This is a genomic window from Pseudoalteromonas aliena (genome assembly GCF_038155085.1).
Taxonomy (GTDB): domain Bacteria; phylum Pseudomonadota; class Gammaproteobacteria; order Enterobacterales; family Alteromonadaceae; genus Pseudoalteromonas; species Pseudoalteromonas aliena_A.
The window spans coordinates 1-22,690 of record NZ_JBAKAU010000006.1 but is presented as its reverse complement, the minus strand read 5'-3'; the positions used below and the strand labels follow the sequence as shown (position 1 = coordinate 22,690).

Annotated in this window: 18 protein-coding genes and 1 rRNA gene; 7 read left to right on the top strand and 12 right to left on the bottom strand. The window is 39.5% G+C overall.

Translation table 11 applies throughout. The features are described from left to right. Positions 1–79: 79 nt before the first annotated feature. Both gmhB and V6260_RS07695 read right to left on the bottom strand, forming a co-directional pair. Positions 80–643: a D-glycero-beta-D-manno-heptose 1,7-bisphosphate 7-phosphatase gene (gmhB, locus tag V6260_RS07700; protein WP_341593523.1), complete on the bottom strand. Its 564-nt coding sequence runs from the start codon at positions 641–643 to the stop codon at positions 80–82. After that, positions 643–1,701 carry a glycosyltransferase family 9 protein gene (locus V6260_RS07695; protein ID WP_341593522.1) on the bottom strand — a complete coding sequence of 353 codons (1,059 nt, stop codon included), beginning with the start codon at positions 1,699–1,701 and terminating at the stop codon, positions 643–645. Before V6260_RS07695 ends, gmhB begins: the two co-directional genes overlap by 1 nt. A 122-nt stretch (positions 1,702–1,823) precedes the next feature. Here V6260_RS07695 and V6260_RS07690 point away from each other — a divergent pair, with 122 nt between their 5' ends. Continuing rightward, on the top strand, positions 1,824–2,555 hold the full coding sequence (locus V6260_RS07690) for a 3-deoxy-D-manno-octulosonic acid kinase (protein ID WP_341593521.1): 732 nt from the start codon (positions 1,824–1,826) through the stop codon (positions 2,553–2,555). A gap of 98 nt (positions 2,556–2,653) precedes the next feature. Continuing rightward, on the top strand, positions 2,654–4,159 hold the full coding sequence (locus tag V6260_RS07685) for a capsule assembly Wzi family protein (protein WP_341593671.1): 1,506 nt from the start codon (positions 2,654–2,656) through the stop codon (positions 4,157–4,159). Between the two features lie 346 nt (positions 4,160–4,505). Here the strand turns inward: V6260_RS07685 and hldE are convergent, their stop codons facing one another. Genes hldE through V6260_RS07670 form a run of 3 tightly spaced genes read right to left on the bottom strand, consistent with a single transcriptional unit; the run spans position 4,506 to position 8,014 of the window. Beyond that, positions 4,506–5,945, bottom strand: a complete 1,440-nt coding sequence (gene hldE, locus V6260_RS07680) for a bifunctional D-glycero-beta-D-manno-heptose-7-phosphate kinase/D-glycero-beta-D-manno-heptose 1-phosphate adenylyltransferase HldE (RefSeq protein ID WP_341593520.1) — start codon at positions 5,943–5,945, stop codon at positions 4,506–4,508. Then, a complete protein-coding gene (locus V6260_RS07675) occupies positions 5,945–6,535 on the bottom strand; it encodes an SIS domain-containing protein (RefSeq protein WP_341593519.1) in 591 nt (196 codons plus the stop codon). The genes hldE and V6260_RS07675 overlap by 1 nt, the downstream gene beginning before the upstream one ends. 21 nt (positions 6,536–6,556) lie before the next feature. Continuing rightward, on the bottom strand, positions 6,557–8,014 hold the full coding sequence (locus tag V6260_RS07670) for a capsule assembly Wzi family protein (protein ID WP_341593518.1): 1,458 nt from the start codon (positions 8,012–8,014) through the stop codon (positions 6,557–6,559). Between the two features lie 153 nt (positions 8,015–8,167). On the opposite strand from V6260_RS07670, the gene waaA reads away from it, so the two are divergent. Continuing rightward, positions 8,168–9,481: a lipid IV(A) 3-deoxy-D-manno-octulosonic acid transferase gene (gene waaA / locus V6260_RS07665; protein WP_341593517.1), complete on the top strand. Its 1,314-nt coding sequence runs from the start codon at positions 8,168–8,170 to the stop codon at positions 9,479–9,481. Continuing rightward, positions 9,478–10,026, top strand: coding sequence for a DUF1415 domain-containing protein (locus V6260_RS07660; protein WP_341593515.1), 549 nt, complete (start codon positions 9,478–9,480; stop codon positions 10,024–10,026). Before waaA ends, V6260_RS07660 begins: the two co-directional genes overlap by 4 nt. 71 nt (positions 10,027–10,097) lie before the next feature. Here V6260_RS07660 and V6260_RS07655 read toward each other — a convergent pair whose 3' ends face one another. The 4 genes from V6260_RS07655 to purL all read right to left on the bottom strand — a co-directional run bounded on the left by V6260_RS07655 (position 10,098) and on the right by purL (position 17,101). Continuing rightward, positions 10,098–10,427, bottom strand: coding sequence for a YdbL family protein (locus V6260_RS07655; protein ID WP_341593514.1), 330 nt, complete (start codon positions 10,425–10,427; stop codon positions 10,098–10,100). Positions 10,428–10,438: 11 nt separating this feature from the next. Beyond that, positions 10,439–10,636 (bottom strand): YnbE family lipoprotein, encoded by a 198-nt coding sequence (locus V6260_RS07650; protein WP_341593513.1) that lies wholly within the window; start codon positions 10,634–10,636, stop codon positions 10,439–10,441. 2 nt (positions 10,637–10,638) lie between these two features. Then, positions 10,639–13,089 carry a YdbH domain-containing protein gene (locus tag V6260_RS07645; RefSeq protein ID WP_341593512.1) on the bottom strand — a complete coding sequence of 817 codons (2,451 nt, stop codon included), beginning with the start codon at positions 13,087–13,089 and terminating at the stop codon, positions 10,639–10,641. 121 nt (positions 13,090–13,210) lie between these two features. Beyond that, positions 13,211–17,101, bottom strand: coding sequence for a phosphoribosylformylglycinamidine synthase (gene purL, locus V6260_RS07640; protein ID WP_341593511.1), 3,891 nt, complete (start codon positions 17,099–17,101; stop codon positions 13,211–13,213). Positions 17,102–17,312: 211 nt separating this feature from the next. On the opposite strand from purL, the gene mltF reads away from it, so the two are divergent. Both mltF and V6260_RS07630 read left to right on the top strand, forming a co-directional pair. After that, positions 17,313–18,815 (top strand): membrane-bound lytic murein transglycosylase MltF, encoded by a 1,503-nt coding sequence (gene mltF / locus V6260_RS07635; RefSeq protein ID WP_341593510.1) that lies wholly within the window; start codon positions 17,313–17,315, stop codon positions 18,813–18,815. Between the two features lie 164 nt (positions 18,816–18,979). Then, a complete protein-coding gene (locus V6260_RS07630) occupies positions 18,980–19,147 on the top strand; it encodes a hypothetical protein (protein WP_002961076.1) in 168 nt (55 codons plus the stop codon). A gap of 2 nt (positions 19,148–19,149) precedes the next feature. On the opposite strand, the gene tadA is transcribed toward V6260_RS07630, so the two are convergent. Next, positions 19,150–19,665, bottom strand: a complete 516-nt coding sequence (tadA, locus tag V6260_RS07625) for a tRNA adenosine(34) deaminase TadA (protein ID WP_341593509.1) — start codon at positions 19,663–19,665, stop codon at positions 19,150–19,152. Between the two features lie 178 nt (positions 19,666–19,843). Between tadA and V6260_RS07620 the strand changes: the two genes are divergently transcribed. Then, on the top strand, positions 19,844–21,148 hold the full coding sequence (locus tag V6260_RS07620; protein WP_341593507.1) for an inosine/guanosine kinase: 1,305 nt from the start codon (positions 19,844–19,846) through the stop codon (positions 21,146–21,148). 33 nt (positions 21,149–21,181) lie between these two features. Here the strand turns inward: V6260_RS07620 and glsB are convergent, their stop codons facing one another. Next, positions 21,182–22,105 (bottom strand): glutaminase B, encoded by a 924-nt coding sequence (gene glsB, locus V6260_RS07615; RefSeq protein WP_341593505.1) that lies wholly within the window; start codon positions 22,103–22,105, stop codon positions 21,182–21,184. 360 nt (positions 22,106–22,465) lie between these two features. Continuing rightward, positions 22,466–22,580 (bottom strand): 5S ribosomal RNA (rrf, locus tag V6260_RS07610). Between the last annotated feature and the right edge of the window lie 110 nt (positions 22,581–22,690).

The window sequence follows — 22,690 nt, the reverse complement described above, 5'->3', positions numbered from 1 at the left end:
GCACGGTTTGTAGTTCGTAGTAAACGCCATAAACTGGAAGGAATTCCTGCCAGTTTACAACCTAATCTGTTTAGTTTATTTATGTATTTAAAAGTGCAGGTAAGCTGTTTATAGAATCGATAATTAAGTCAGCCTCTTGTTTTGCACTTTCATCAAAGCTTTGTCCTGAGCGAACTAAAATACGAGTTGAAATACCCGCTTTTTTCGCGGCCTGCATGTCACTGAGTTTATCGCCCACCATAATGCTGCAAGCAGGGTCGATATTATGCTCTTGTATGCCTTGTAATAACATACCTGGCGCAGGCTTTCTGCAACTACACTCTTTCAAATATTCAGGGTGCGCTTTTTTAGGGTGATGAGGGCAAAAGTAGACATCGGCAACTTCAATACTGTTATCGCTAAATTGGTCTTTCATCCAATCAGTTAGTGCTAAAAAATCAGCTTCGGTGTAATAACCTCGACCAATTCCAGATTGATTAGTGACGATTATGATTTTATAACCTGCATTGTAAAATGCTTTACAAGTACTAAAAACACCTTCAATAAATTCAAATTTATCGCTTTGATACACATAACCATGGTCAACGTTTACTACGCCATCTCGATCTAAAAAAAGCGCTTTACTTTTTTGTTGTGCATTCATTACAAAGACTCTTTTTGTACAACATGATCAAACATTGCTTTTACATCATCAACTGTAATTTGGCTCATTAAATCATCGCCTTTTACCCGCGTACCCCACGGTACTTGCTCAGCCGTTTTACCTGTTTGCTTAAGCAAATTTGGATGATAAACCTCAACCACGTAATCTTGATATAAGTAAGGACCCGTGCGTGCTGGGTTTGAATGTGCATATAAACCAATAACCGGCGTACCAACAGTTACTGCCATATGTGCAGGACCTGTATCGGGCGCGAGCACTAAACTGCCACGCTTTAACACGCACAACAACTCTTTGAGTTTCGTTTTGCCCACTAAATTTAAAATAGGTGTTTTGCTATACTCAATAATGCTATTTGCTAGGTTAATTTCAAGCTCTGTTGGACCACCCGTCAATACAACTTTAAAGCCTTGCTCATTTGCATAATCAGCCAATGCTGCATAACGCTCAGCTAACCAATTGCGCTGTGCTTTACTAGCTGCGGGCGATATTACAAATAGTTTATTAGTTAGGTACTCTGGTGTTAGTAACTCATCCGCAACCGCTTGGTCTTGCTTTGTATATGGCATGTTCCAACTAGGCTTATAATCAGCTACACCAATGGCTTTTGCAAAACCTTTAAATCCTTCAAGCACATGCGCCTGAGCTTCTGGGGCTATTCGTTTATTAATAAATAAACTGTGCAATTCTTTTGAGCGCGCCCAATCGAAGCCTATTTTCACTTTTGCCGGAATACAACGTGCTACAAACCCAGCCCTTAATGCAACTTGCATGTTAAGTAGTACATCAAACTGTTGATCTTTAAAGCGCTGTTTTAAGCTTTTAAGCGCTGCTTTGCCTTGCTTTTTATCAAATACTACCAGCTCAACACCCGGTAAATCGGCAAGTAGCATCGCTTCTATTTTGCCAATAACCCAGGTGATTTTTGCATTAGGGTGTGCTTTTTGAATAGCTTGTACAGCACTCACACCATGACATACGTCACCAATGGCTGAGAGTCTTAATATACAAATAGATGAATAATTAGGAGCTTGAGTCACACATTCCCTTAGGTATTAAATACAAAAGCCGATTTTAAATTATAATCACGCTATTGCAAGCACTTATCCTACGCTTTAAAACGCGCTAATATAGACATATTATTTAGCAATTACACAGAGCTATGTTTAAACAACACGTGCAAGGCAACCACACTTTATTAAGCCACCCTAAATACACAAGCCAAATTACCCTCGATTGGTTTGATGCAAATTATTGGCAACAACAAAATAAAATAGTGGGCGCTAAAAAAGGCAGAGCAACTGCGTGGTTTTTTAAACAAGACGAATTAACAGCCGTACTCAGGCATTATTGGCGCGGTGGCTTAGTGGGTAAATTGCTAAGCGATCAATACTTATACCCAGGGCTTGAACAAACCCGTGTTTATAAAGAATTTAGCTTAATGAGTAAACTTATAGAGCTTGGTTTAAATGTACCAACCCCTATTGCAGCTAAAGTAACCCGCAGCGGATTAATTTACCGTGGTGATATTATTACAGAGGCTATTAAAGGCGCTAAAAGCTTACTCGACATATTAATTGAACGCTCATTGACTCAAGATGAGTTGGAGCGCATTGCGAAAACAATCGCGCTATTTCATACAAAAGGTGTATACCACGCCGATTTAAACATTAATAATATTTTATTTGATGATACTGGTGATGTGTATATTATCGACTTTGATAGAGGTGAAATAAAAACACCTAATCAGCAATGGCAACAAGGTAATATGGCACGTCTTGAGCGCTCATTTTTAAAAGAACAAGCTCGAAACGAGTCATTTAATTGGCAAGCGACTGACTTTCAAACTCTACTTACATTTTACACTAAAAAATTAAATTATAAGCCACTATAATTTGAGGTCTAAGTTAACTAACTAGGCCATAATTATTAATAACAAGGATTTGAACTTTGCGAAACAGAATTTTTCTACTTTCGACTCTTTTTTGCGCTATGAGTGCTTCGGTTAATGCTGAACCCTGGATAAAACCAGATGATTATGGATTAAGGGCTGATATTCAACAATTATCTGATGCGGGTATCATTTTAGCTCCTGTAACAACCTACCCTCTTATGTGGAAAAGTTTTATTAACGATGTAGAGAGCACTTCTCTTGAGCAACTTTCCCCTAGCTTGCAAGATTCACTATTACGGGTAAAACACCGTTATGAATCAGAGAATAGTAGCTCACATAGCTTTCAGCTTTCAGCTTTTGCTGCTACAGACTCTGTAAATACGACAAGTTTTGGCGCAACGAACACTCAAGAATCCGAACTTTCAGCAGCTTATGCATATTTAGGTCATAATTTTGCAGCTAAAATAGCAATAAATAGTAGAAGCAATGGAAAAAAATGTTTAATCGAAGGCAAAGCAACTGATGATATTATCACTTATGAGCAAGCCCTAACCGATTGCAATGATACGTCATTTGACGATAGTTATTTAGCGTACCGCATAGGTAACTGGGTCTTTAGAGCCGGTGCGGTTGAACAATTTTGGGGCCCTGGCGTTGATAACAGTTTAATTATGTCTGGTAACGCGAAACCGTTACCTGCACTCAGTGTAACCAGGGAGCAAAGCACTGCGTTCGAAACTCCATGGTTAAGCTGGGTTGGTCAATGGAGCTTTACCGCACAAATGGCAAAACTTGAGTCAACCCGTGCTGTTCCTGATGCATTGCTTTGGAGCAGCCGTTTAAACTTTCGCCCTATTCAGCAGTTAGAAATTGCACTTAGTTGGTCTGCACAATGGGCCGGTGACGGTCAGCCTAGTTCTGCCGGTGATTTTATTGATGTTATCACTGGGCAAACAGCATGTATTGATGGCAATGATAGCTGTGATAGTCAATTAGAATCAAAAATTGGTAATCAATTAGCGGGTATTGACGTTCGTTGGTCAGATACACTTTTCAACCAACCTTATGCTGTATATGCCAGTACGATTGGCGAAGATGCTAGTTCACAGTTTAAACCCGCTGATAGAGCCTACTTATTTGGTGTGCAGACAACACAACGTGTATATGATCAAAGCTTATTAATAAATGTAGAGTACATAGATACAGGTGTTTCATGTTCAGCTGAGTCTACCAATGAAAATTGCTATTATGAGCATTCAGATTATAAATCGGGTTACCGTTACCACGGTCGCACTATTGGTTCTACTTATGATAATGATGCACAGTCAGTTGTTTTAACCCTATTAGGTCAATTATCAAATGGTAATGATTGGCAGGTAAAATTACGCAGTGTTGATTACAACAGCGATAGCCGTGACCTTTATCCTAACAATCCAGACTTAGGTAACACTATAACTAAAACAGGCTTTAACTCTAAGCAGTTAGAGCTTCGTTATAGAATGCTTTCTATGGGAGGGCGGGTCACTTTAGGTGCTTTTGCATCTAACAATGACGGTGCTGAAAACGATACATCAGCATTTGCCAAGTACGAATTCAATTTTTAATAAGTTACTTTATTAAAAACAAAAAGGGATGAAAACAGTGTTTTCATCCCTTTTTTGTATTTGTTTAATTAAATTAGGGCGTGTTGATCCTTGGTGGGTGAATTTGCAGCAGACTGTTTGGTTTTTAGGCAAGGCGGAGCCTATATAGTGTGGTTATTCCCCATAAATAGGCGATAACGCAGCATAAATACCAAACAGGCGCTGCCCTTTGGGTTCTTTCTAGGGACGATTAACTCTTTGTTGCTCGGTTTTTACTTAGCCCACTAGGTTACAAACCTCGCGCCGCGATTAAATCGCCCCTAGATTGAACAAATTTCAATCCACAAAGATCAACACGCCCTAGTAGTTACTGTTTAATCTTACTAATTACTTTTGATGTTGAACACCCATCTAAAAATTCAAGCACTTCAACTTTTCCGCCATGGCGCAGTACATGCTCAGCACCTGCTATTTGCTCTACGGTGTAGTCGCCACCTTTAACTAAAATATCAGGGCTGATCTGCTCGATTAATTTAGCGGGCGTATCGTTTTCATCTAAGCTACCAAACGGAATAACCCAATCAACTGATGAAAGTGCGCTAAGTACCATTGCACGCTCATCTAGTGGGTTAATAGGACGTTCTGCCCCTTTTAAACGTGAAATAGATTCATCGTTATTTAATCCAACAACGAGTCTATCGCCTCGAGCTTTAGCTTGTGCTAAATAGCGTACATGCCCTGCGTGTAAAATATCAAAACAGCCATTAGTGAATACAATGGTTTCGCCGTTTTGTTTTGCAAACTCAATATGTTGAAGCACATCATCAAATGGGGTTTGGTAATGTTCACCAGTAGTATGTAAATACTGACCAAGTTTACGGCTTAACTCTTCTGGTGAAACAGTTGCAGCCCCAAACTTGCTTACAACAATACCTGCGGCTAAATTAGCAATTTCTACAGCATCTTTTGGTGCCATTCCCGCGCCAAGCATAACGGCTAATGTAGCTATAACGGTATCGCCAGCGCCAGTTACATCACTTACTTCAAGTTCTTGCGCTGCAAAATCAAACTTATCATCTGCATCAATGAGCGACATACCTTGCTCAGAACGCGTAAGCAACATAGCTTTAATGCCACTTTTGCTAATTAAATCACGTGCACTTGAAACTAAAACCTCTTCTGATTCGATTAGACCACCCGCTAATTTAAACTCATGTAAATTAGGCGTAATATAATCAGCACCTTCATATAAATGTAAGTCTGGCGATTTAGGATCGATTAAAACTATTTTACCAGCCTCTTTAGCAAGGCTTACCATCTCTTTGATTAAGCTTAAAGAGCCTTTGCTGTAATCAGAAAATACAATAAAGTCGTATTCATCTAGTACCAACTCTAAGCGATTTAATAAAAGTTGGCTGTGTTGCTCAGTGAATATTTCTTCTAAATCTAGGCGAACGAGTTGTTGATGACGACTAATAACGCGCATTTTTGAAATAGTTGGCAAATCACATACACTGACTAATTGTGAGCTAATATTTTCACCTTTTAGAATTGTCTCTAAAATCTGTCCGCTTTCATCTTCACCAATTAAACCGAGCAAGCCGACTTTTGCATCTAACCGCGCTATATTTTTTGCAACGTTAGCTGCACCGCCCGCTTTGTCTTCAAATTTACTTACTTTAACGACAGGTACTGGCGCTTCAGGCGAAATACGCCCTGTATCACCGTACCAATAACGGTCTAGCATTACGTCGCCAACAACTAATATGCGTGCAGCCGATAAGTTTTTTAATAACGACAAATCCATTACTGCTGCTCCGCAACAACCATATCCATGGCTTCACATAACCAGTGACCTATAAACATGTGAGCTTCTTGGATGCGTGCTGTTTCATCATTTTTTATAATAATAGGTAACTTAGCAATATATTTTACTTTACCGCCATCACGACCAGTTAATGCCACGGTAAAAGCGCCTAATTTATTTGCAGCTTCTAGCGCTAAGTTAATATTATTGCTTGTACCCGAAGTAGTTAAACCAATTACTAAATCTTCTGGCTTACATAGTGCTTGAACTTGGCGTTCAAACACCGTATCAAAGTGATAATCGTTACTGTGAGCGGTTAAAATAGAGGTGTCGGTAGTCAATGCCATAGAGGCAAGCGGACCTCGTTCTAGTTTATAACGCACTACAAACTCTGCGGCTAAATGCTGCGCATCGGCTGCGCTACCGCCGTTACCAAACCAAATAATCTTGCCACCAGCTTGTAATGCACTGTGGCATGCTTCTAATAGTTGCATAGATTCTTGATGATAAGCCTCCATCGTTTCAAATAATGCTTGATGGCGGTTTAATGTTTCAACGTAGCTAGTTGCCACTGAATCGATAATTGACATAAAATATTCCTCTTAAAATTATTACCAGAACAATGCAACTGACAACCAAGCATAATCCTCTCCAAATACATCTTCCCCGTAGGTCAAAGTCGTCTCTATATTATACTCTTGCAAACTACGGTTATTACTAACTTGCAATTCAATCGCTCGCTCGTACTTGTCACCTGCCTGTCCAAGCTCATTGAGATAATTGCTAGCATTATCAATCACAGTAAGCTTAGCGCGCCAAAGCGAGAAAGTATCTTCATTATAAGAAGCTTCTAAAACATGAATATCGCTAGGTGTGGCATCACCGAATGTGCGCTGATCACCAGCAAAATGCCCAATAACATAGCCATCTTTAGTATTGCCATAAGTTGAATAAATTTGATTTACATACCATAGGCTATGCATATTGGTATATTCATAACGCAAAGCTAGATCTGCAGTTAAATAAGGCATAAAAAGCCCTACACTTGATACTGTATTACCCAATTGATAGTTACTATGGTTTTTAGTATCTTCGCCACCGTATTCAAAATATAACTCAGCAGGCAATCCCCAATCAAAATTAAAACTCGAAGTTATAGAGGCAAACTGGTCGCCTAACTCATTATCTCTACCACCATCAACCAAATCTGCATTGTCCTGTCCTGCAGGGTCAAAAAATGCTTTAGCCACATCACTGAAGCCAACTTCTCGTGGACCACCACCAAATTGCATCATTCGGTTTAAACCAATTTTCCAACCAGACATAGGTTCAAAGCTAATATGGGTACCCGCTAATTGAGGGGTGCCATCATGTAGCTCGCCTTGATATAAAATACCTTTATCTACATGCTCAAGTTCAGAGTAATAGAGCTCGAAATCGAAGTTCCACCAGTTATGCGCTGGTGCAACCATCCCTAATGAAATAGAAGGTGAAGTACGTGCATTGGTTGAAACAATCTGCGCTGACTGTTTAAATGGTGAAAACCAATGTTCTTTATAGCCAACATTTAATTGTAAATCATCCCCAGCAACACTCACAAAAGTATTGTAATTAGTAAGTTTATTTTGCTTAGCACGGTAATCAAGGCCAACTTGTATCAGACTGTAATCATTAGGGCGTAAAATCCCTTCAAAAAACACCTGCCCCCACTCATCAGAACTGACACCTCGTTGATTGGCAAGCTGAACCGCATTATCACTATCTACCCGTAGCTTTAAGCCAGTTCGGGTAGTGCCGCTTTTAACTTGGTAAGGTTTTATCTTATCTGAAATTACTTTAGCCAATGCTGGTTTTTTATTTTGTAATTTTACCAGTGCAGCTTCAACCTCTGTTAATCGATAAGGTTTAGTCATAGGCGTACCAGAAGTTAACGCAAATAAAGTATCGAGTTGATGATCAAGCTGTGCGTCTATACCTACAGGTAAATAAGCTGTTGGGCTCGCAAAAACTTGTAAAGTAAACCCCATTAGAATGGTTAAAAGCGATGGTTTTATTAATTTTAGTTTCATAATGACTATAATTTCCGGAATGATAATTAAATATTACCAAATTTAGTATCAACTAAACAATTAATACTCTTGCTATCGTGGTTTTTAGCAACTTAATATTTTGTTGGTTAGTTTTTCACGCTATCATTAATCTTTGTTATTGGAGATTCAAAAGTGGTACGTATTTTTTATTCATTGGCATTAATTATGATTAGTCCACTAATTGTATTTTATCTCTATATTTTACGAGGTAAAAAAAACCAAGGCTATCGTGCACACTTTAAAGAGCGCTTTGGGTTTATTAGTAAGTCTTTATTTACGACTAAAACCAAACCTTTAGTTTTTCATTGTGCGTCTGTTGGTGAGGTACTTGCCGCAGCGCCGCTTATTAAAGCGCTTCAAAAAGCGCATCCAAATTTAAATATACTTATAACCTGTAATACCCCAACAGGCAGAGATCAAATACTTAACCAGTTTAAAAATACTGTGGCGTGTAGCTATTTACCAATCGATTTTCCGTTTGCGACAGCTCGATTTTTAAAGCGTATAAAGCCACAAGCATTATGTATTTTAGAAACAGAGCTATGGCCAAATTTAATGGCGATAAGCCATAAAAAAAATATACCGGTCCTTGTTATCAATGCAAGGCTCTCTGAAAAGTCGCAGCAAGGCTATCAAAAAGTCGCTAAATTAACGCATATTATTATGCGCTCAATTACAGTACTTGCGAGTCATAACAAGGCAGATGCGGAGCGTTTTATAGAGCTTGGTCTCGAAACTTCAAAAAGCCATGTAACAGGCTCTATAAAATTTGATATAACACCAAGCGACGAGCAATTAGGCAAAGTACTCAACCTTAAACAGCTTTACAGTATTAATAAAAATAGTAGTAATGAACATATCAATGACGAACGCTTTGTATGGGTAGCAGGTTCAACACATCCTATTGAGCATGAGTTGGTACTTTCAGCCCATCAAGAGTTACTAAAAAAGCAACCTAATGCATTACTTATAATTGCTCCGCGCCATCCAGAACAATTTGATAAAGTAGCTGAGCTTTTAACACAAAGCTCACTTAGTTTTAGTCGTCGTAGCCAAAGTAACTATAGCAATGAGCAAGTACTTCTTGCTGATACGCTTGGTGAGTTACAGTGTTTATATGGTGCTGCAAATGTAAGCTTTATTGGTGGCAGCTTAATTCGCAGAGGTGGGCATAACCCACTAGAATCAGCGGCGTTTTCGGTAGGTGTAATAACAGGTCCACACACATATAATTTTGACCATGTTTATCCCGAGCTAATAAAGCTTAAAGGCGCTATAGTGGTTGATAACAACGACGAACTAGCAAAGCAGCTCATAACGTTTAGCCAAAACATAAAAGCATGCCAAACCTTAGGTATTAAGGCTGCTCAATGCGTTGCTAAAAACCAAGGTGCTATACAAAAAACACTTACCATTATTAATCAATATTTAGAGCCAAAACCGTGATCAACATAGCTATAAGCCAAACTCGCGAATGGGTGTCATCTGTTATTGTTAAATATAACTTTTGCCCATTTGCTCGAAAAGAAGTAGAAAACAACTGTATTCATTACATAGTAAGCCCAGCAGCTAGTGTGGATGATGCTGTAATGGATATGCTTGAGCAATGTGTTGAGCTTGACCGCGAACCAGAGCGCGAAACAACCCTTATCATGTTTGATAATGGCTTTAGTGATTTTGAAGACTTTTTAGACTTGGTCGATTTAGCTAATGCGCTTTTAGTCGCGCAAGGGTTTGAAGGAAAGTATCAAATCGCTAACTTTCATCCTGATTACGTATTTGCTGACAGTGATGAAACCGATGCTGCAAACTACACAAATAGAGCGCCCTTTCCTACTTTACATTTAATTCGTGAAGCAAGTATGAGCGAAGCACTTGATAGTTACAACGAGCCCGAATCTATTCCAGAGCACAATATAAACCTAGCAAGACGTAAGGGTATTGATTTTTGGCAGCAGTTACTTGAAGGCTGTAAAAAACCGAGCGCTTAATGGCTCGGTTTTATTTTGGTTTGTAAAAAACTTTGTACAAAACTTTTGCAAAACAAGGCAATAACTTAAGCTTATTTTTTAACCCAGTTACCATTCACTTCAACATAATGACCACTTTGCGTTTTTTCAATTGTTTTGGCAGCGGCGAGTGCTTCTACTTGTGAAAGCGACAAGTTATTCTTTTTAGCCAGCTTTAAGTACTGCGCTTTACGCTTTGCATTTATGTCATCAACAACCGCTTTTGCTTCTGCGTTTTGTACAACAAGTCCTAAATAACCAGAGCTATCTTCACCTACTAAACCTTGGTTTTTAGCGTCATCAAGGCTAATAGCCCATACAGAGAAAGACATACATACTGCACTAACTAACGTAATAATATTTAATTTTTTCTTCGTATTCATGTTTTAGCTCCTTAAAATAACTCACTATCGTCACTAAATAAACTGTCGAGTTCTTTGTCTACTTTTACGCGAATTTCGTGATCGACCTTCACATTTAAATTAATAGTAATAGGCTCTTTTGCAGACACCTCAACACGGTGCGTGCAGGCACTTAATGCACTAATAGCACTCAGCGCGAGCAGTACTTTTATCAATAACGACGGTCTCATTATTAGTTTCCTTTTTGTGAGTATTGTTGCTCAACTTTCTGTGTAATTTCGTCACTTAAACGCAGTGCGCGTAAAAGTGTAAATATGTTTTCTTCGTGGTTATAATTAAAGTTAACTTGCTGCTGCTCTGCTTTATTATAGCCTTGTAAATTAACCCCAAGCTTTAACCAGCCATCGTTTTTTAATGCCACACTGCTATCAAGCTTTTGAATATCTAAATTAGTTAATAACCCTAACACAGGTTGCAACTCTTGCTGTTGCTGCATTACTGAATCAAACGCGGCATTATTGGTGATTTTTAAATTACCTGTCCCTTGGCTAAATAAACTGCCATCAATGATTTCAATTTCACCATTATTAAAGTGGACTGGCAACGCACCTGCTAGGCGTCCCGTTAATACTATGCCCGACTTATCGTCGAGTGTAACTAGCTTGCTTGCATCAATATTTTCAAACTTAACATTAGCAACTTGGTTTGACTGACCTAATGTGTAGGTATCTAACGAAAACTCGCCGCCAAATACATCGCCCGTTATATCGTTTACTAGAGCGCTATTATCGTTAACTTGCCACTGCCCTTTAATATTTTTTACAACAGCACCGGCTCTAAATTCATTTAAATTAAAGGTAGTTGGTTTTACATTAAGCTTACCTGAATTATATTCCCCGCTAAATGTACTGCTTAAATCACTCGCAAGGTAATCGTTATACAGTGCGCTTGTATGACTAATCCCTATATTGAACGATGCACTTTGTAAGTTTACATCGCCACTAATATAGCCATTAAATTCGCCCTCTGTTAACTTTGCAAGTGGCTCAAATTGACTAATAAACGAATTTAACGGCAGCGCACTTTGTTCAGGAATAACCACTTCAAACGGATGAGCTTGCGAGGATATATGATGATTTATCACTAACTCAACATCATTCATAAATGCGTGATGCGTAGCTTTTAGTGCACGGCTTTGTAGCCCAGTAGACTCTACTTTTATATTATTAAGTTTTATGTCAGGGCTATTAACTGCTTTTATATTCGTTTTTGCTGTTAGATCAGCAAATAATTCGCCTACGCCTAAATTAGCATTTACTTTTAATGTGTTATTTATACTTGAGGCTGTAAACTCTTTATATTCTGCACTTTTTAATTGCTGAGTTAACGCTATCTCTGCGTTTAACTGTTTATCCATTTTTGCTGTTAAATCACCTTCGTATTGCACTGCACTTATATCAAACGCATCTACACTATTAAGTGTTAATTTAGCATTTATAAGCCCAACTGGTCTTGAGTCTATAAACTCACTTATATCAAAGCGACCACTAAGGTGAAGTTCATTCGCTATTGCAGGAACAAAATCAGGCAAGCTTTCAAGCATAACGGCGTAATTGCCTTTAATCGCAGCACCAGATAACTGAGCATTAACGTTAATATTATTTATATTGGGAGTACTTATTTGAACTGATAAATTTGTCTGTACGTTTTCAAGTGGCGATTTAATATTAAGTGTTGTATCTGTTATTAGAATATCAAATTGCTTATCGCCCTCACTCATCAAATTAATTACAGGTACACTGAGCTCACTTCCCTCTAAGCGAATTGATTGAGGGAGTTTAAGTTGCCAATTTAAAAGCACTTGTTTGCTAATAAAGCCTGCATATTCACTCGGTGGAATTAACTCAGTACAGCTTGGTGTTAAATTAATTTTGTTATTAAGCAAATCGGTATCAAACATTAACGCTTGGCTATTTAAATTAAAATGAGTTGCCAACTTGCCCGTAGTTAATACATCAACCTGGCACTGCTCATAAGTATGAGCAAACTGGGCACTAACATCGCCATTTAATTTAAGCTCTATACCGTCAAAACTAAACGCTTGCTGAGTATTAAAATTAGCATCTGCTATTGAGGTGTTTTTAGTGTTTATAACTTGCTTTAAAAGAGTGTCATTTACTGCAAACTGACCACTTATTTTATTAACAGTCAAAGTTGCACTCGCGTTTATATCACCAGTGACATTAAACTGATTCAGTGCGGGTTCCAATATACTTATTTTCAGTGGCTTATTGAGCTGTTCACCTTTTACTACAAGCTGTTTAATATTGATTAATGGGCGATTTAAAGAAAGCGCTAAATCGAGATTTTTATCAAGTTGATTAGCATTATCGCTTTTAGGGAAAGGATTAACCGTTAGCACAGCATTTTTAATATCTACACGTTTTATATTTGCAGTAATACCAGTGAGTTGTAATTGTTGGTTTTGATAATTTACACACACTTTATCAGCATGAATATTTAGTTCAGACGTAATTGAAAAATCGAGACAACTTAGCGTAATGCCTGCTTTTTTAAGCTCAGGAGCTATAGCCCATTGTAATAATGGCAAGCGAAATACATAACCAAGCAGCAAGGTACTTAGTAATACAGCTCCAACAATTAAACCAACTCGCTTAAACATACTCTCCTTAAATGCTATGTGCTTTTAGCTAAAACTATACTAATCAAAAAAGGCTGCACAATGCAGCCTTTTTTATTTTACAGTAAGATTATGAATCTAACTTGTATAAACGCAAATGTAATTAACCTACGTTTTTACGTGCGTTACGGAACATACGCATCCACGGGCTATCCTCTTGCCACTCATCAGGATGCCAAGAGTTAGCAACGCTTCTAAATACGCGTTCTGGATGCGGCATCATTACAGTGGCGCGGCCATCAGTTGACGTAATACCGGTAACACCTTCTGGAGAACCATTAGGGTTAGCTGGGTACTGCGTTGTAGGGTTACCGTAGTTATCTACAAACTTAACCGCTACAGTGCCGCTATCAAGCGCCGCTTTAGTGGCTGCATCGTTTGCAAACTCAGCATGACCTTCACCATGAGAAACTGCAATTGGCATACGCGATCCAGCCATTCCGTTAAAGAATACAGACGGATTCTCTTGTATTTCTACTAAACTAAAGCGTGCTTCAAAACGCTCTGATTTATTAGTTACAAAGCGCGGCCAATGTTCAGTACCAGGGATCAACTCCTTTAACGTTGATAACATTTGGCAACCGTTACATACACCTAAGCTAAAAGTATCTTCACGGTGGAAGAAGTTTTGGAACTGATCACGTGCCATGTCGTTAAACAAAATAGACTTAGCCCAACCTTCACCCGCACCAAGTACGTCACCGTATGAGAAACCACCACATGCCACTAAACCTTTAAATTGCTCTAGTGTTAAACGACCTTCTAAAATATCGCTCATGTGTACATCAACAGCAGCAAAACCTGCACGGTTAAACGCAGCAGCCATTTCTAAATGAGAGTTAACACCCTGCTCACGTAAAATAGCCATTTGCGGTTTAGCACCTGTTGCGATGTATGGCGCTGCTATATCTTCGTTTAAATCAAAGTTAAGTTTTACGTTTAAGCCTGGATCTTTTGCATCAAATTTTGCATCAAACTCTTGCTTAGCACACTCAGGATTATCACGGCGAGCTTGCATTTGATACGTTGTTTCAGCCCAGATAGTACGAAGCTCAGTACGCGTATGATTAAGTACCGTATTTTCGCCACGGTTAAATATAATCGTATCGTCACTGTTAAGCGTGCCAATGTTGTGACTAATGGCTGCTATACCATGTTGCTCAAACACCGCATTTACTGCATCTAAATCAGCATTTGCAACTTGAATTACGGCACCTAGCTCTTCGTTATAAAGCGCTTCAATGTCAGAGCCTGTTAAAGCTGCTAAATCAACCGTTACACCGGTATGACCCGTAAACGCCATTTCAGCTACTGTAGTAAATAAACCACCGTCTGAGCGGTCATGATAAGCAAGTAACTTACTATCAGCCACAAGCGCTTGCATTGCGTTATAAAAGCCTTTTAATAACTCAGGGCTATCAACATCAGGGGTTACATCACCCAATTGCTTATAAACTTGCGCAAGACTTGATGCGCCCATGCGGTTTTTACCCGCACCTAAATCAATTAATATAAGCGATGTATCGCCTTTATCTGTACGTAGTTGTGGCGTTACTGTTTTACGTACGTCGTCAACACGACCAAACGCAGTTATAACTAGTGAAAGCGGCGATGTTACTGATTTTTCTTGTGAGTCACCTTCATCTTTCCATGTCGTTTTCATCGACATAGAATCTTTTCCTACTGGAATCGTTAAACCAAGCGCAGGACAAAGCTCTTCGCCTACGGCTTTAACAGCTTCGTATAAACCAGCATCTTCACCTGGGTGACCCGCAGCAGCCATCCAGTTTGCCGATAACTTAATGTTTTCAAGGCTACCAATATTTGCACAAGCAATATTAGTTAACGACTCTGCCACAGCTAAACGAGCAGATGCACCGTAATTAAGTAATGCAGCCGGAGTACGCTCACCAAGTGACATAGCTTCGCCGTGGTAAGTGTCATACGTTGCTGCGGTAACCGCACAGTTAGCAACAGGCACTTGCCAAGGACCAACCATTTGGTCGCGCGCCACCAAACCAGTAACTGAACGATCGCCGATTGTTATTAAAAATGTTTTTTCTGCAATGGTTGGTAAGCGCATTAAGCGCTGCGCTGCATCTGCTGCATTTATTGATGTGATATCAAGCGCTTTGCCAACAACTTGCTTTGACGTTACATCGCGGTGCATTTTAGGTGCTTTACCTAATAATACGTCCAGCGGCAAATCAACAGGGTTATTTTCAAAGTGGCTGTCTGACACTGTTAAGTGAGGTTCCGCGGTTGCTTCACCAATTACAGCGTACTGGGCTCGTTCACGCTTACAAATAGCTTCAAAGCGGTCAAAGTCCTCTGCGCCAACAGCGAGTACATAACGCTCTTGTGATTCATTACACCAAATTTCGTGTGGTGCCATGCCTGGCTCATCGTTAGGAATGCTACGTAATTGGAACTTACCACCACGCCCACCATCATTAACAAGCTCAGGAAACGCATTTGATAAACCGCCAGCACCTACATCGTGGATGAATGCAATTGGATTTTCATCACCTAGCTGCCAACATTTATCGATAACTTCTTGGCAACGACGTTCCATTTCAGGGTTTTCGCGTTGTACTGAAGCAAAATCTAAATCTTCGTTCGATTGACCTGAAGCCATACTTGATGCAGCACCACCGCCTAGACCAATGTTCATTGCAGGTCCACCTAGCGCTATTAATTTAGCGCCTACAGGAATATCACCTTTTTGAACATGATCTGAGCGAATATTACCTAAACCACCGGCAAGCATAATTGGTTTATGGTAACCACGTACTTCTTCACCATTATGGCTTGTTACTTTTTCTTCGTAAGTACGGAAGTAGCCTAATAAATTAGGGCGACCAAACTCATTATTAAATGCAGCACCACCAAGTGGACCTTCTGTCATTATATCAAGTGCGTTTACAATACGACCCGGTTTACCAAAATCGCTTTCCCACGGTTGCTCGTAACCTGGAATACGTAAGTTTGATACGGTAAAGCCAACTAAACCTGCTTTTGGCTTAGAGCCACGGCCTGTTGCGCCTTCATCGCGAATCTCACCACCAGAACCTGTAGCCGCACCTGAGAATGGTGCAATAGCTGTTGGGTGGTTATGAGTTTCAACTTTCATTAGTATTTCAATGTCTTCTTGGTGATACGCATATTCACCTTGCGCATTTGGGAAGAAGCGACCCGCTTTTGAGCCTTTCATTACCGCAGCGTTATCTTTGTATGCCGACAATACATTTTCAGGATTTAGCTCAAAAGTATTTTTAATCATTTTAAACAGCGATTTTGGCTGCTCTTTGCCATCGATTGCCCAGTCAGCATTAAATATTTTATGGCGACAATGCTCTGAGTTCGCTTGTGCAAACATAAACAATTCGATGTCGTTAGGGTTACGCTCTAACTTTGTAAAATTTTCTACTAAGTAGTCTATTTCATCATCAGCAAGCGCAAAACCTTGTTCAACATTGGCTGTTGCTAGTGCTTCGCGTCCACCACCTAAAATATCAACAGACGACATTTGGCGTGGAGCATCACTGCGAAACAGCTGAGCCGCATCTTCAAGTTCATTGTGTGTGGCTTCAGTCATGCGGTCGTGCAGTAACGCAGTTACTTGTGTAAGTTGTTCTGCGTTTAAATCACCTTCAACATAATAAGCAATACCGCGTTCAACACGGTGTACTTGCTTTAAACCACAGTTGTGGGCGATGTCGGTAGCTTTAGATGCCCAAGGTGAAATGGTACCTGGGCGAGGTGTAACAAGTACAAGTTTGCCAGCTGGGGTATGCTCAGCAATAGTTGGACCGTAAGTTAATAGTTTTTCAAGCTTGGTTTGCTCAGAGCTACTCAGCGGCGATGTTAAATCGGCAAAGTGAGCATACTCGGCGTATACGTTAGTGACTGGAAGTTGCGATTGTTGGCAACGCGCTAAAATTTTATTAACTCTGAACTCTGAAAGTGCTGGTGCACCACGAAGGATCAACATAGGTAATTTCATCCGGGGTTAGGGATTGAACGATATTTTAGGCACGCATTATAGTCCAATTAGCATTCAGATTTAACTCAAAATTACGCTTTTCATAAAATTAACTTTTTAGCTTTATTTATAGCCTCTTTTGGTTAATAAAATAAAAGGTAAAGTGACGCGATGGCTTAGTTTTGCTATAACGGTAGCTGGCGAGCTTAAGGGGCACTCAATGTTCAAGGAAAAACTAATAATAATCATTACTTTAGTTATGCTGTTATGTGCATGTGATATGCAAGAGCAGCCAACTCAACTCGCCCAAATAAAAGAGCAAAACAAAATACGTGTGGGTACACTTGCAAGTGCTAGTAATTATTATCAAGCCGTTCAAGGTGAACAAGGCTTTGAATATGAGCTATCTCAAGCATTTGCTGAATATTTAGGTGTAGAGCTTGAAATAGTGCCATTTTTTAACTTATCCGATATGTTTGAACGCCTTGAAAGCGGGGATTTAGATTTAATTGCCTCAGGACTTACCTATAATAAAACCCGTGCAGAGCAATACCGTTATGGACCAACTTACAGAACAATCAGCCAAAAATTAGTTTATAAGCAAGGACGTGTTCGTCCTCGTGAGTTTGCCGACTTAGATGGCAACTTTACTGTTATCGCTAAAAGTAGCCATTCGCTTACTCTACAAAAAATGAAAAAAAACAATCCAGATCTTACTTGGATAGAAAGCGAAGAGTTTGATGAAGAAGAACTACTTCAAGCAGTTATTGATGGCGAAATAGATTACACTCTCGCTGATACACATACGCTATCGTTGTTTCGCCGTTATCATCCTAATTTAAGTATCGGTTTTTCAGTTACCCATAACGACCCAATTGCATGGATACTTAACAAATCAAATGATGATTCTTTATATTCACTATTAGTGCCATTTTTTGGTTATATAAAACAGAGTAATCAGCTCTACGTACTTGAAGAAAAATACTTTGGTCACGTGCGTCAATTTAACTATGTGAATACTCTTGCTTATATCGAAGCGATAAAAGAAATCTTACCAACGTATCAACCATGGTTTGAACAATATGCTGGTAGCCTTGATTGGCGTTTATTAGCGGCACTTAGCTATCAAGAATCTATGTGGAACCCTCGCGCTAAATCGCCAACAGGCGTTCGCGGTATTATGATGCTAACCCGTAATACAGCAAAACAAGTGGGGGTTACCAACCGCTTAGAGCCTGAGCAAAATATTCGCGGTGGTGGTAAATATTTAAGTAAACTGATTAAGCGTATTCCTGACAGAATTCCTCAACCCGATAGAACATGGCTTGCACTAGCAGCTTACAATGTAGGTTGGGGGCATGTTAACGACGCGCGTATAATTACCGAGCAGCAAGGCGCAAGCCCTGATAAATGGGCTGATGTAAAAAAACGCTTACCGCTGTTAATTAAAAAGCGCTATTACCGCAAAACCCGCTATGGTTATGCTCGTGGCGATGTCGCGGTTAAATATGTTGATAATATTCGTCGCTATTACGATGCACTTGTTTGGCTCGATGAGAATAATGCTATTGCTGTAGAGCCTGAGTCAATCACAGAGCAGAGCACTGATAGCGAGCCAAAGCTAAATGAAAAAAGTAATGTGAAAAATAAGAAAGATGAAGCGCAAACAGAAAAAAAACTACCTATAATTGAGCCTGAACAGCCGAGTGAAAACAATAACTAAGACTTGTATAGGTATCTGTTTTTTGAGCAAGTCAATAAGCTAAATTTAACTAAATTAAATATCTGTTTACTTGTCATCAAATGATCACTAATGTGTGTTACATGTATATTATTATTTTATAAGATATACCCTGCGCCTTTCTCACTCTTGCATTAGGAGAAAACATGCTAAAACGTAGACGCACACAAAAATTAAAACGCAATGTAATTTATTCAACTGCCACACGTCGCCGTGTTATGTTGAGAAAACTGCACAAAAAAATCATCTGGCGCCGCCGAATGTTTGCTATGCAGCAAATGGCTGAAACAGAAATAGAACCAATCGCGAGTTAACTTTAGCTAGGCTTATTTACCTTGTCATCACGAGCAGCTTTCTTAGCTGCTTTAATTTGCGCTCTTCTACGCTTAAAAAAATTTGAAATAGTATCACCACACTGTTTTGCTAAAACACCACCACATACCTCTACTTGATGATTTAACCTTGGATCTTGTAATAAGTTCATAATTGAACCTGCAGACCCTGTTTTAGCATCTAGGGCACCAAATACTAAACGCTTTATTCTGCTATGCACCAACAGCCCTGCACACATAAAGCAAGGCTCTAACGTCACATATAGTGTGCAGTCAATTAAGCGATAATTATTAAGTACTTTTCCAGCTTCTCTCACTGCAATCATTTCAGCATGGGCAGATGGGTCGTTATCGATTATTGAGCGGTTGAATCCGACTGAAATTAGCTGATTATCTTTTACTACAATCGCCCCGACAGGAATTTCATCGAGCAACTCTGCTTGCTTTGCATACAAAAGCGCTTGTTCCATCCAGTAGGCATCATTAAATGGATCGTTCATTCTTTCTACTTAAATAACTTTTTATGCTGTAATTATACCTAGTTAGCACCATAAAGTGGGTCATTCATTACTTTATTGCAAAAATAAAACGATATTTACCTCTTTGTAATGGCTCAGTAGTGCTGATTTACGCTATAATCTCACGCTTTTTTTATTTAGCTCACAACACGGGTAGCAAATGAAATTTCCTGGACGCCGCAGGCATAAACATTATTTTCCAGTGGAAGCCAAAGATCCACTTACCAATCAACTTAACGCAACAGAGCGATTACAACGTAGTTATATTACGGGTATCGATCAGATCGTTGTTGATATAGAGGCAAAAGTTGATCAAGCTTTCCTTGACGAATTTCAACTACGTAGAGGTATGTCGCAAGTTATTGATAGCGATACAACAAACGCCTTATACGATCGTTTAAAATTAAACGATATGGTTGATTTTGAGTTTGCAGGTGGAACCATTGGTAACACTATGCACAACTACTCTGTACTTGCAGATGATCGCTCAGTTTTATTAGGCGTTATGAGCGAAAATATTAAAATTGGTAGCTATGCTTACCGTTTTTTATGTAATACCTCAAGCCGTGTAGATTTAAACTACCTTCAACCAGTTGATGGGCCTGTAGGTCGTTGTTTTACATTAATTGATGAAACCGGTGAGCGTACTTTTGCAATAAGTGCAGGCCTAATGAACCACTTACGTCCTGAATCTATCGATAAAAGCCTTATTGAAAATTCATCAGCGTTAGTGATCAGTGCCTACCTTATGCGCACCCAAGGTAGCGAAACGATGACTGAAGCGACTATGCAAGCGGTAAAATATGCTAATGATGCAGGTGTTCCAGTTGTACTTACACTCGGTACTAAATTCTTAATTGAACAAGACCCTGTTTGGTGGGCTAACTTTGTTGAAAAGCATGTGGACATTCTTGCCATGAACGAAGAAGAGGGACTTGCTATTACAGGTTTTGAAGACCCTCTCCTAGCTGCAGATAAAGCACTTGATTGGGTTGACTTAGTTATTTGTACCGCTGGCGAAAAAGGTTTATTTATGGCCGGCTACGTAGACGAAAACTTTAAACGTGAAACTGAGTACCCGTTATTACCAGGAGCAATACCTGACTTTAACCGTTACGAATTCTCACGTGCTATGCGTAAAACCGAGTGTGATACGCCTATCAGAGCATATAGCCACACAGCACCATTTATGGGCGGGCCTGATTCAATCAAAAACACCAATGGTGCAGGAGATTGTGCATTAGCCGCTGTGCTACATGACTTATCGGCGAATGTTTATCATAAACTTAACGTGGCAAACTCTGCTAAGCATCAGCAACAAGCTATTACTTACTCATCACTATCGCAAATTAGTAAATATGCTAACCGAGCTAGTTATGAAGTGTTAGTTCAGCATTCTCCACGCTTATCGCGTGGTTTGCCAGAGCGCGAAGACTGTCTTGAGCAAGTGTACTGGGAGCAATAACGTAGGGAGCTAAGTTAACTCCCTATCGGTGTTTTAAAAAATTGAAATATCGAGTTTTTTAGATAGCAGCTCTAGTGCTGCTATCCCTGCCACTGAATTCCCAAAACTATTAAGCCCAGGAGAGTACACAGCCACTGTAAACTTACCCGGTAATACCGCTAAAATAGTCCCTGACACTCCTGACTTTCCTGGCATACCAACCCTATAACCAAAATCACCAGCCGCATCATATAACCCACTTGTAAATAAAAGTGAGTTAAGCTGTTTGTTTTGACGACTCGATAGCACACGTTTACCAGAACTAAAATCAATCCCTTTATTAGCTAAAAAATTGTACGCTTTCGCAAGTTCAACACAGTTGAGTTCAATTGAGCAGTAATTAAAATACGACCAAAGCACATCATCCACATCATTTTCAAAATTGCCAAAAGACTTCATTAAATGTGCCATGGCGGCATTTCTATGTCTAAATTCATATTCAGAGTTAGCTACTTTTTTATCAACAACAATAATGCTATTGCCTGAGAGTAACCTAAACGTTTCAAGCATTGAGTGACGCGGAGCTGATAAACGACTATACAGCGCATCACATGTAACAATTGCACCGGCATTAATAAAAGGGTTTCGTGGGATCCCTTTTTCAAACTCTAACTGAGTTAGTGAATTAAACGCGGTACCAGAAGGCTCTTTACCCACTCTATTCCAAAGCTCATCACCATAGCGCTTTAAGGCCATAGTAAGTGTCATAACTTTTGAAACAGACTGAATAGTAAATCGTTGAGAGCAATCTCCGGCGCATATAGTTTCACCATCAGTGGTGTAAATGGCGATAGAAAACTGCTCAGGATCAACCTCAGCAAGCGCAGGTATATAATCAGCCACCCTCCCTTGTGATAATAAAGGACGCACTTCATGAGCTATCTCATCAAGCACCTTTTGGTAATCAGCAGTCAGCAATCTATACCTCTACATCGTCATTGATAAAAATTGGATTTTAGCACGCACCAAGAGGCGCACATAGTTTTGTTAATAAATTCAAAGGTAAGATTTTTTAAATTGAAAGAGAAAAGCGGTACATTGCAGTAACTGATATCTCTTATTATAGGTCGGTGCTCATGTCACCTACACCGGTGGTGAGTCACAGTGAAATGCTAAACTATCTTTGTGTCTAGGTCTCTTTGTTTAATGTAAAAGAAAAAAATGCACTAGGCATAGGATGGAAAAGCGGCCACAACTTAGTTTGGAACGGGCTTTTTTACTAAGTCCTAGACGGAAAAAAACCCGTCACATCACTGTAACGGGTTTCTTTTAATTAAATCCTGGTAATGTCCTACTTTCACATAGCAAATGCTACACTATCATCGGCGCTGTTTCGTTTCACTACTGAGTTCGGCATGGAATCAGGTGGGTCCAAAACGCTATTGTCACCAAGAAAATTCTTTTCAATTTTCTTATTTTTAATTATTAAGATTAAAGTCCTTCGACGGAATTTGAAGCCTGGTAATGTCCTACTTTCACATAACAAATGCTACACTATCATCG

Bases quoted from the DNA above. Each gene is read 5' to 3' on its own strand.
- gmhB (WP_341593523.1), bottom strand. From the start codon at position 643: ATGAATGCACAACAAAAAAGTAAAGCGCTTTTTTTAGATCGAGATGGC.
- V6260_RS07690 (WP_341593521.1), top strand. From the start codon at position 1,824: ATGTTTAAACAACACGTGCAAGGCAACCACACTTTATTAAGCCACCCT.
- V6260_RS07685 (WP_341593671.1), top strand. From the start codon at position 2,654: ATGAGTGCTTCGGTTAATGCTGAACCCTGGATAAAACCAGATGATTAT.
- hldE (WP_341593520.1), bottom strand. From the start codon at position 5,945: ATGGATTTGTCGTTATTAAAAAACTTATCGGCTGCACGCATATTAGTT.
- V6260_RS07675 (WP_341593519.1), bottom strand. From the start codon at position 6,535: ATGTCAATTATCGATTCAGTGGCAACTAGCTACGTTGAAACATTAAAC.
- V6260_RS07670 (WP_341593518.1), bottom strand. From the start codon at position 8,014: ATGAAACTAAAATTAATAAAACCATCGCTTTTAACCATTCTAATGGGG.
- V6260_RS07655 (WP_341593514.1), bottom strand. From the start codon at position 10,427: ATGAATACGAAGAAAAAATTAAATATTATTACGTTAGTTAGTGCAGTA.
- V6260_RS07650 (WP_341593513.1), bottom strand. From the start codon at position 10,636: ATGAGACCGTCGTTATTGATAAAAGTACTGCTCGCGCTGAGTGCTATT.
- V6260_RS07645 (WP_341593512.1), bottom strand. From the start codon at position 13,089: ATGTTTAAGCGAGTTGGTTTAATTGTTGGAGCTGTATTACTAAGTACC.
- purL (WP_341593511.1), bottom strand. From the start codon at position 17,101: ATGTTGATCCTTCGTGGTGCACCAGCACTTTCAGAGTTCAGAGTTAAT.
- mltF (WP_341593510.1), top strand. From the start codon at position 17,313: ATGTTCAAGGAAAAACTAATAATAATCATTACTTTAGTTATGCTGTTA.
- V6260_RS07630 (WP_002961076.1), top strand. From the start codon at position 18,980: ATGCTAAAACGTAGACGCACACAAAAATTAAAACGCAATGTAATTTAT.
- tadA (WP_341593509.1), bottom strand. From the start codon at position 19,665: ATGAACGATCCATTTAATGATGCCTACTGGATGGAACAAGCGCTTTTG.
- V6260_RS07620 (WP_341593507.1), top strand. From the start codon at position 19,844: ATGAAATTTCCTGGACGCCGCAGGCATAAACATTATTTTCCAGTGGAA.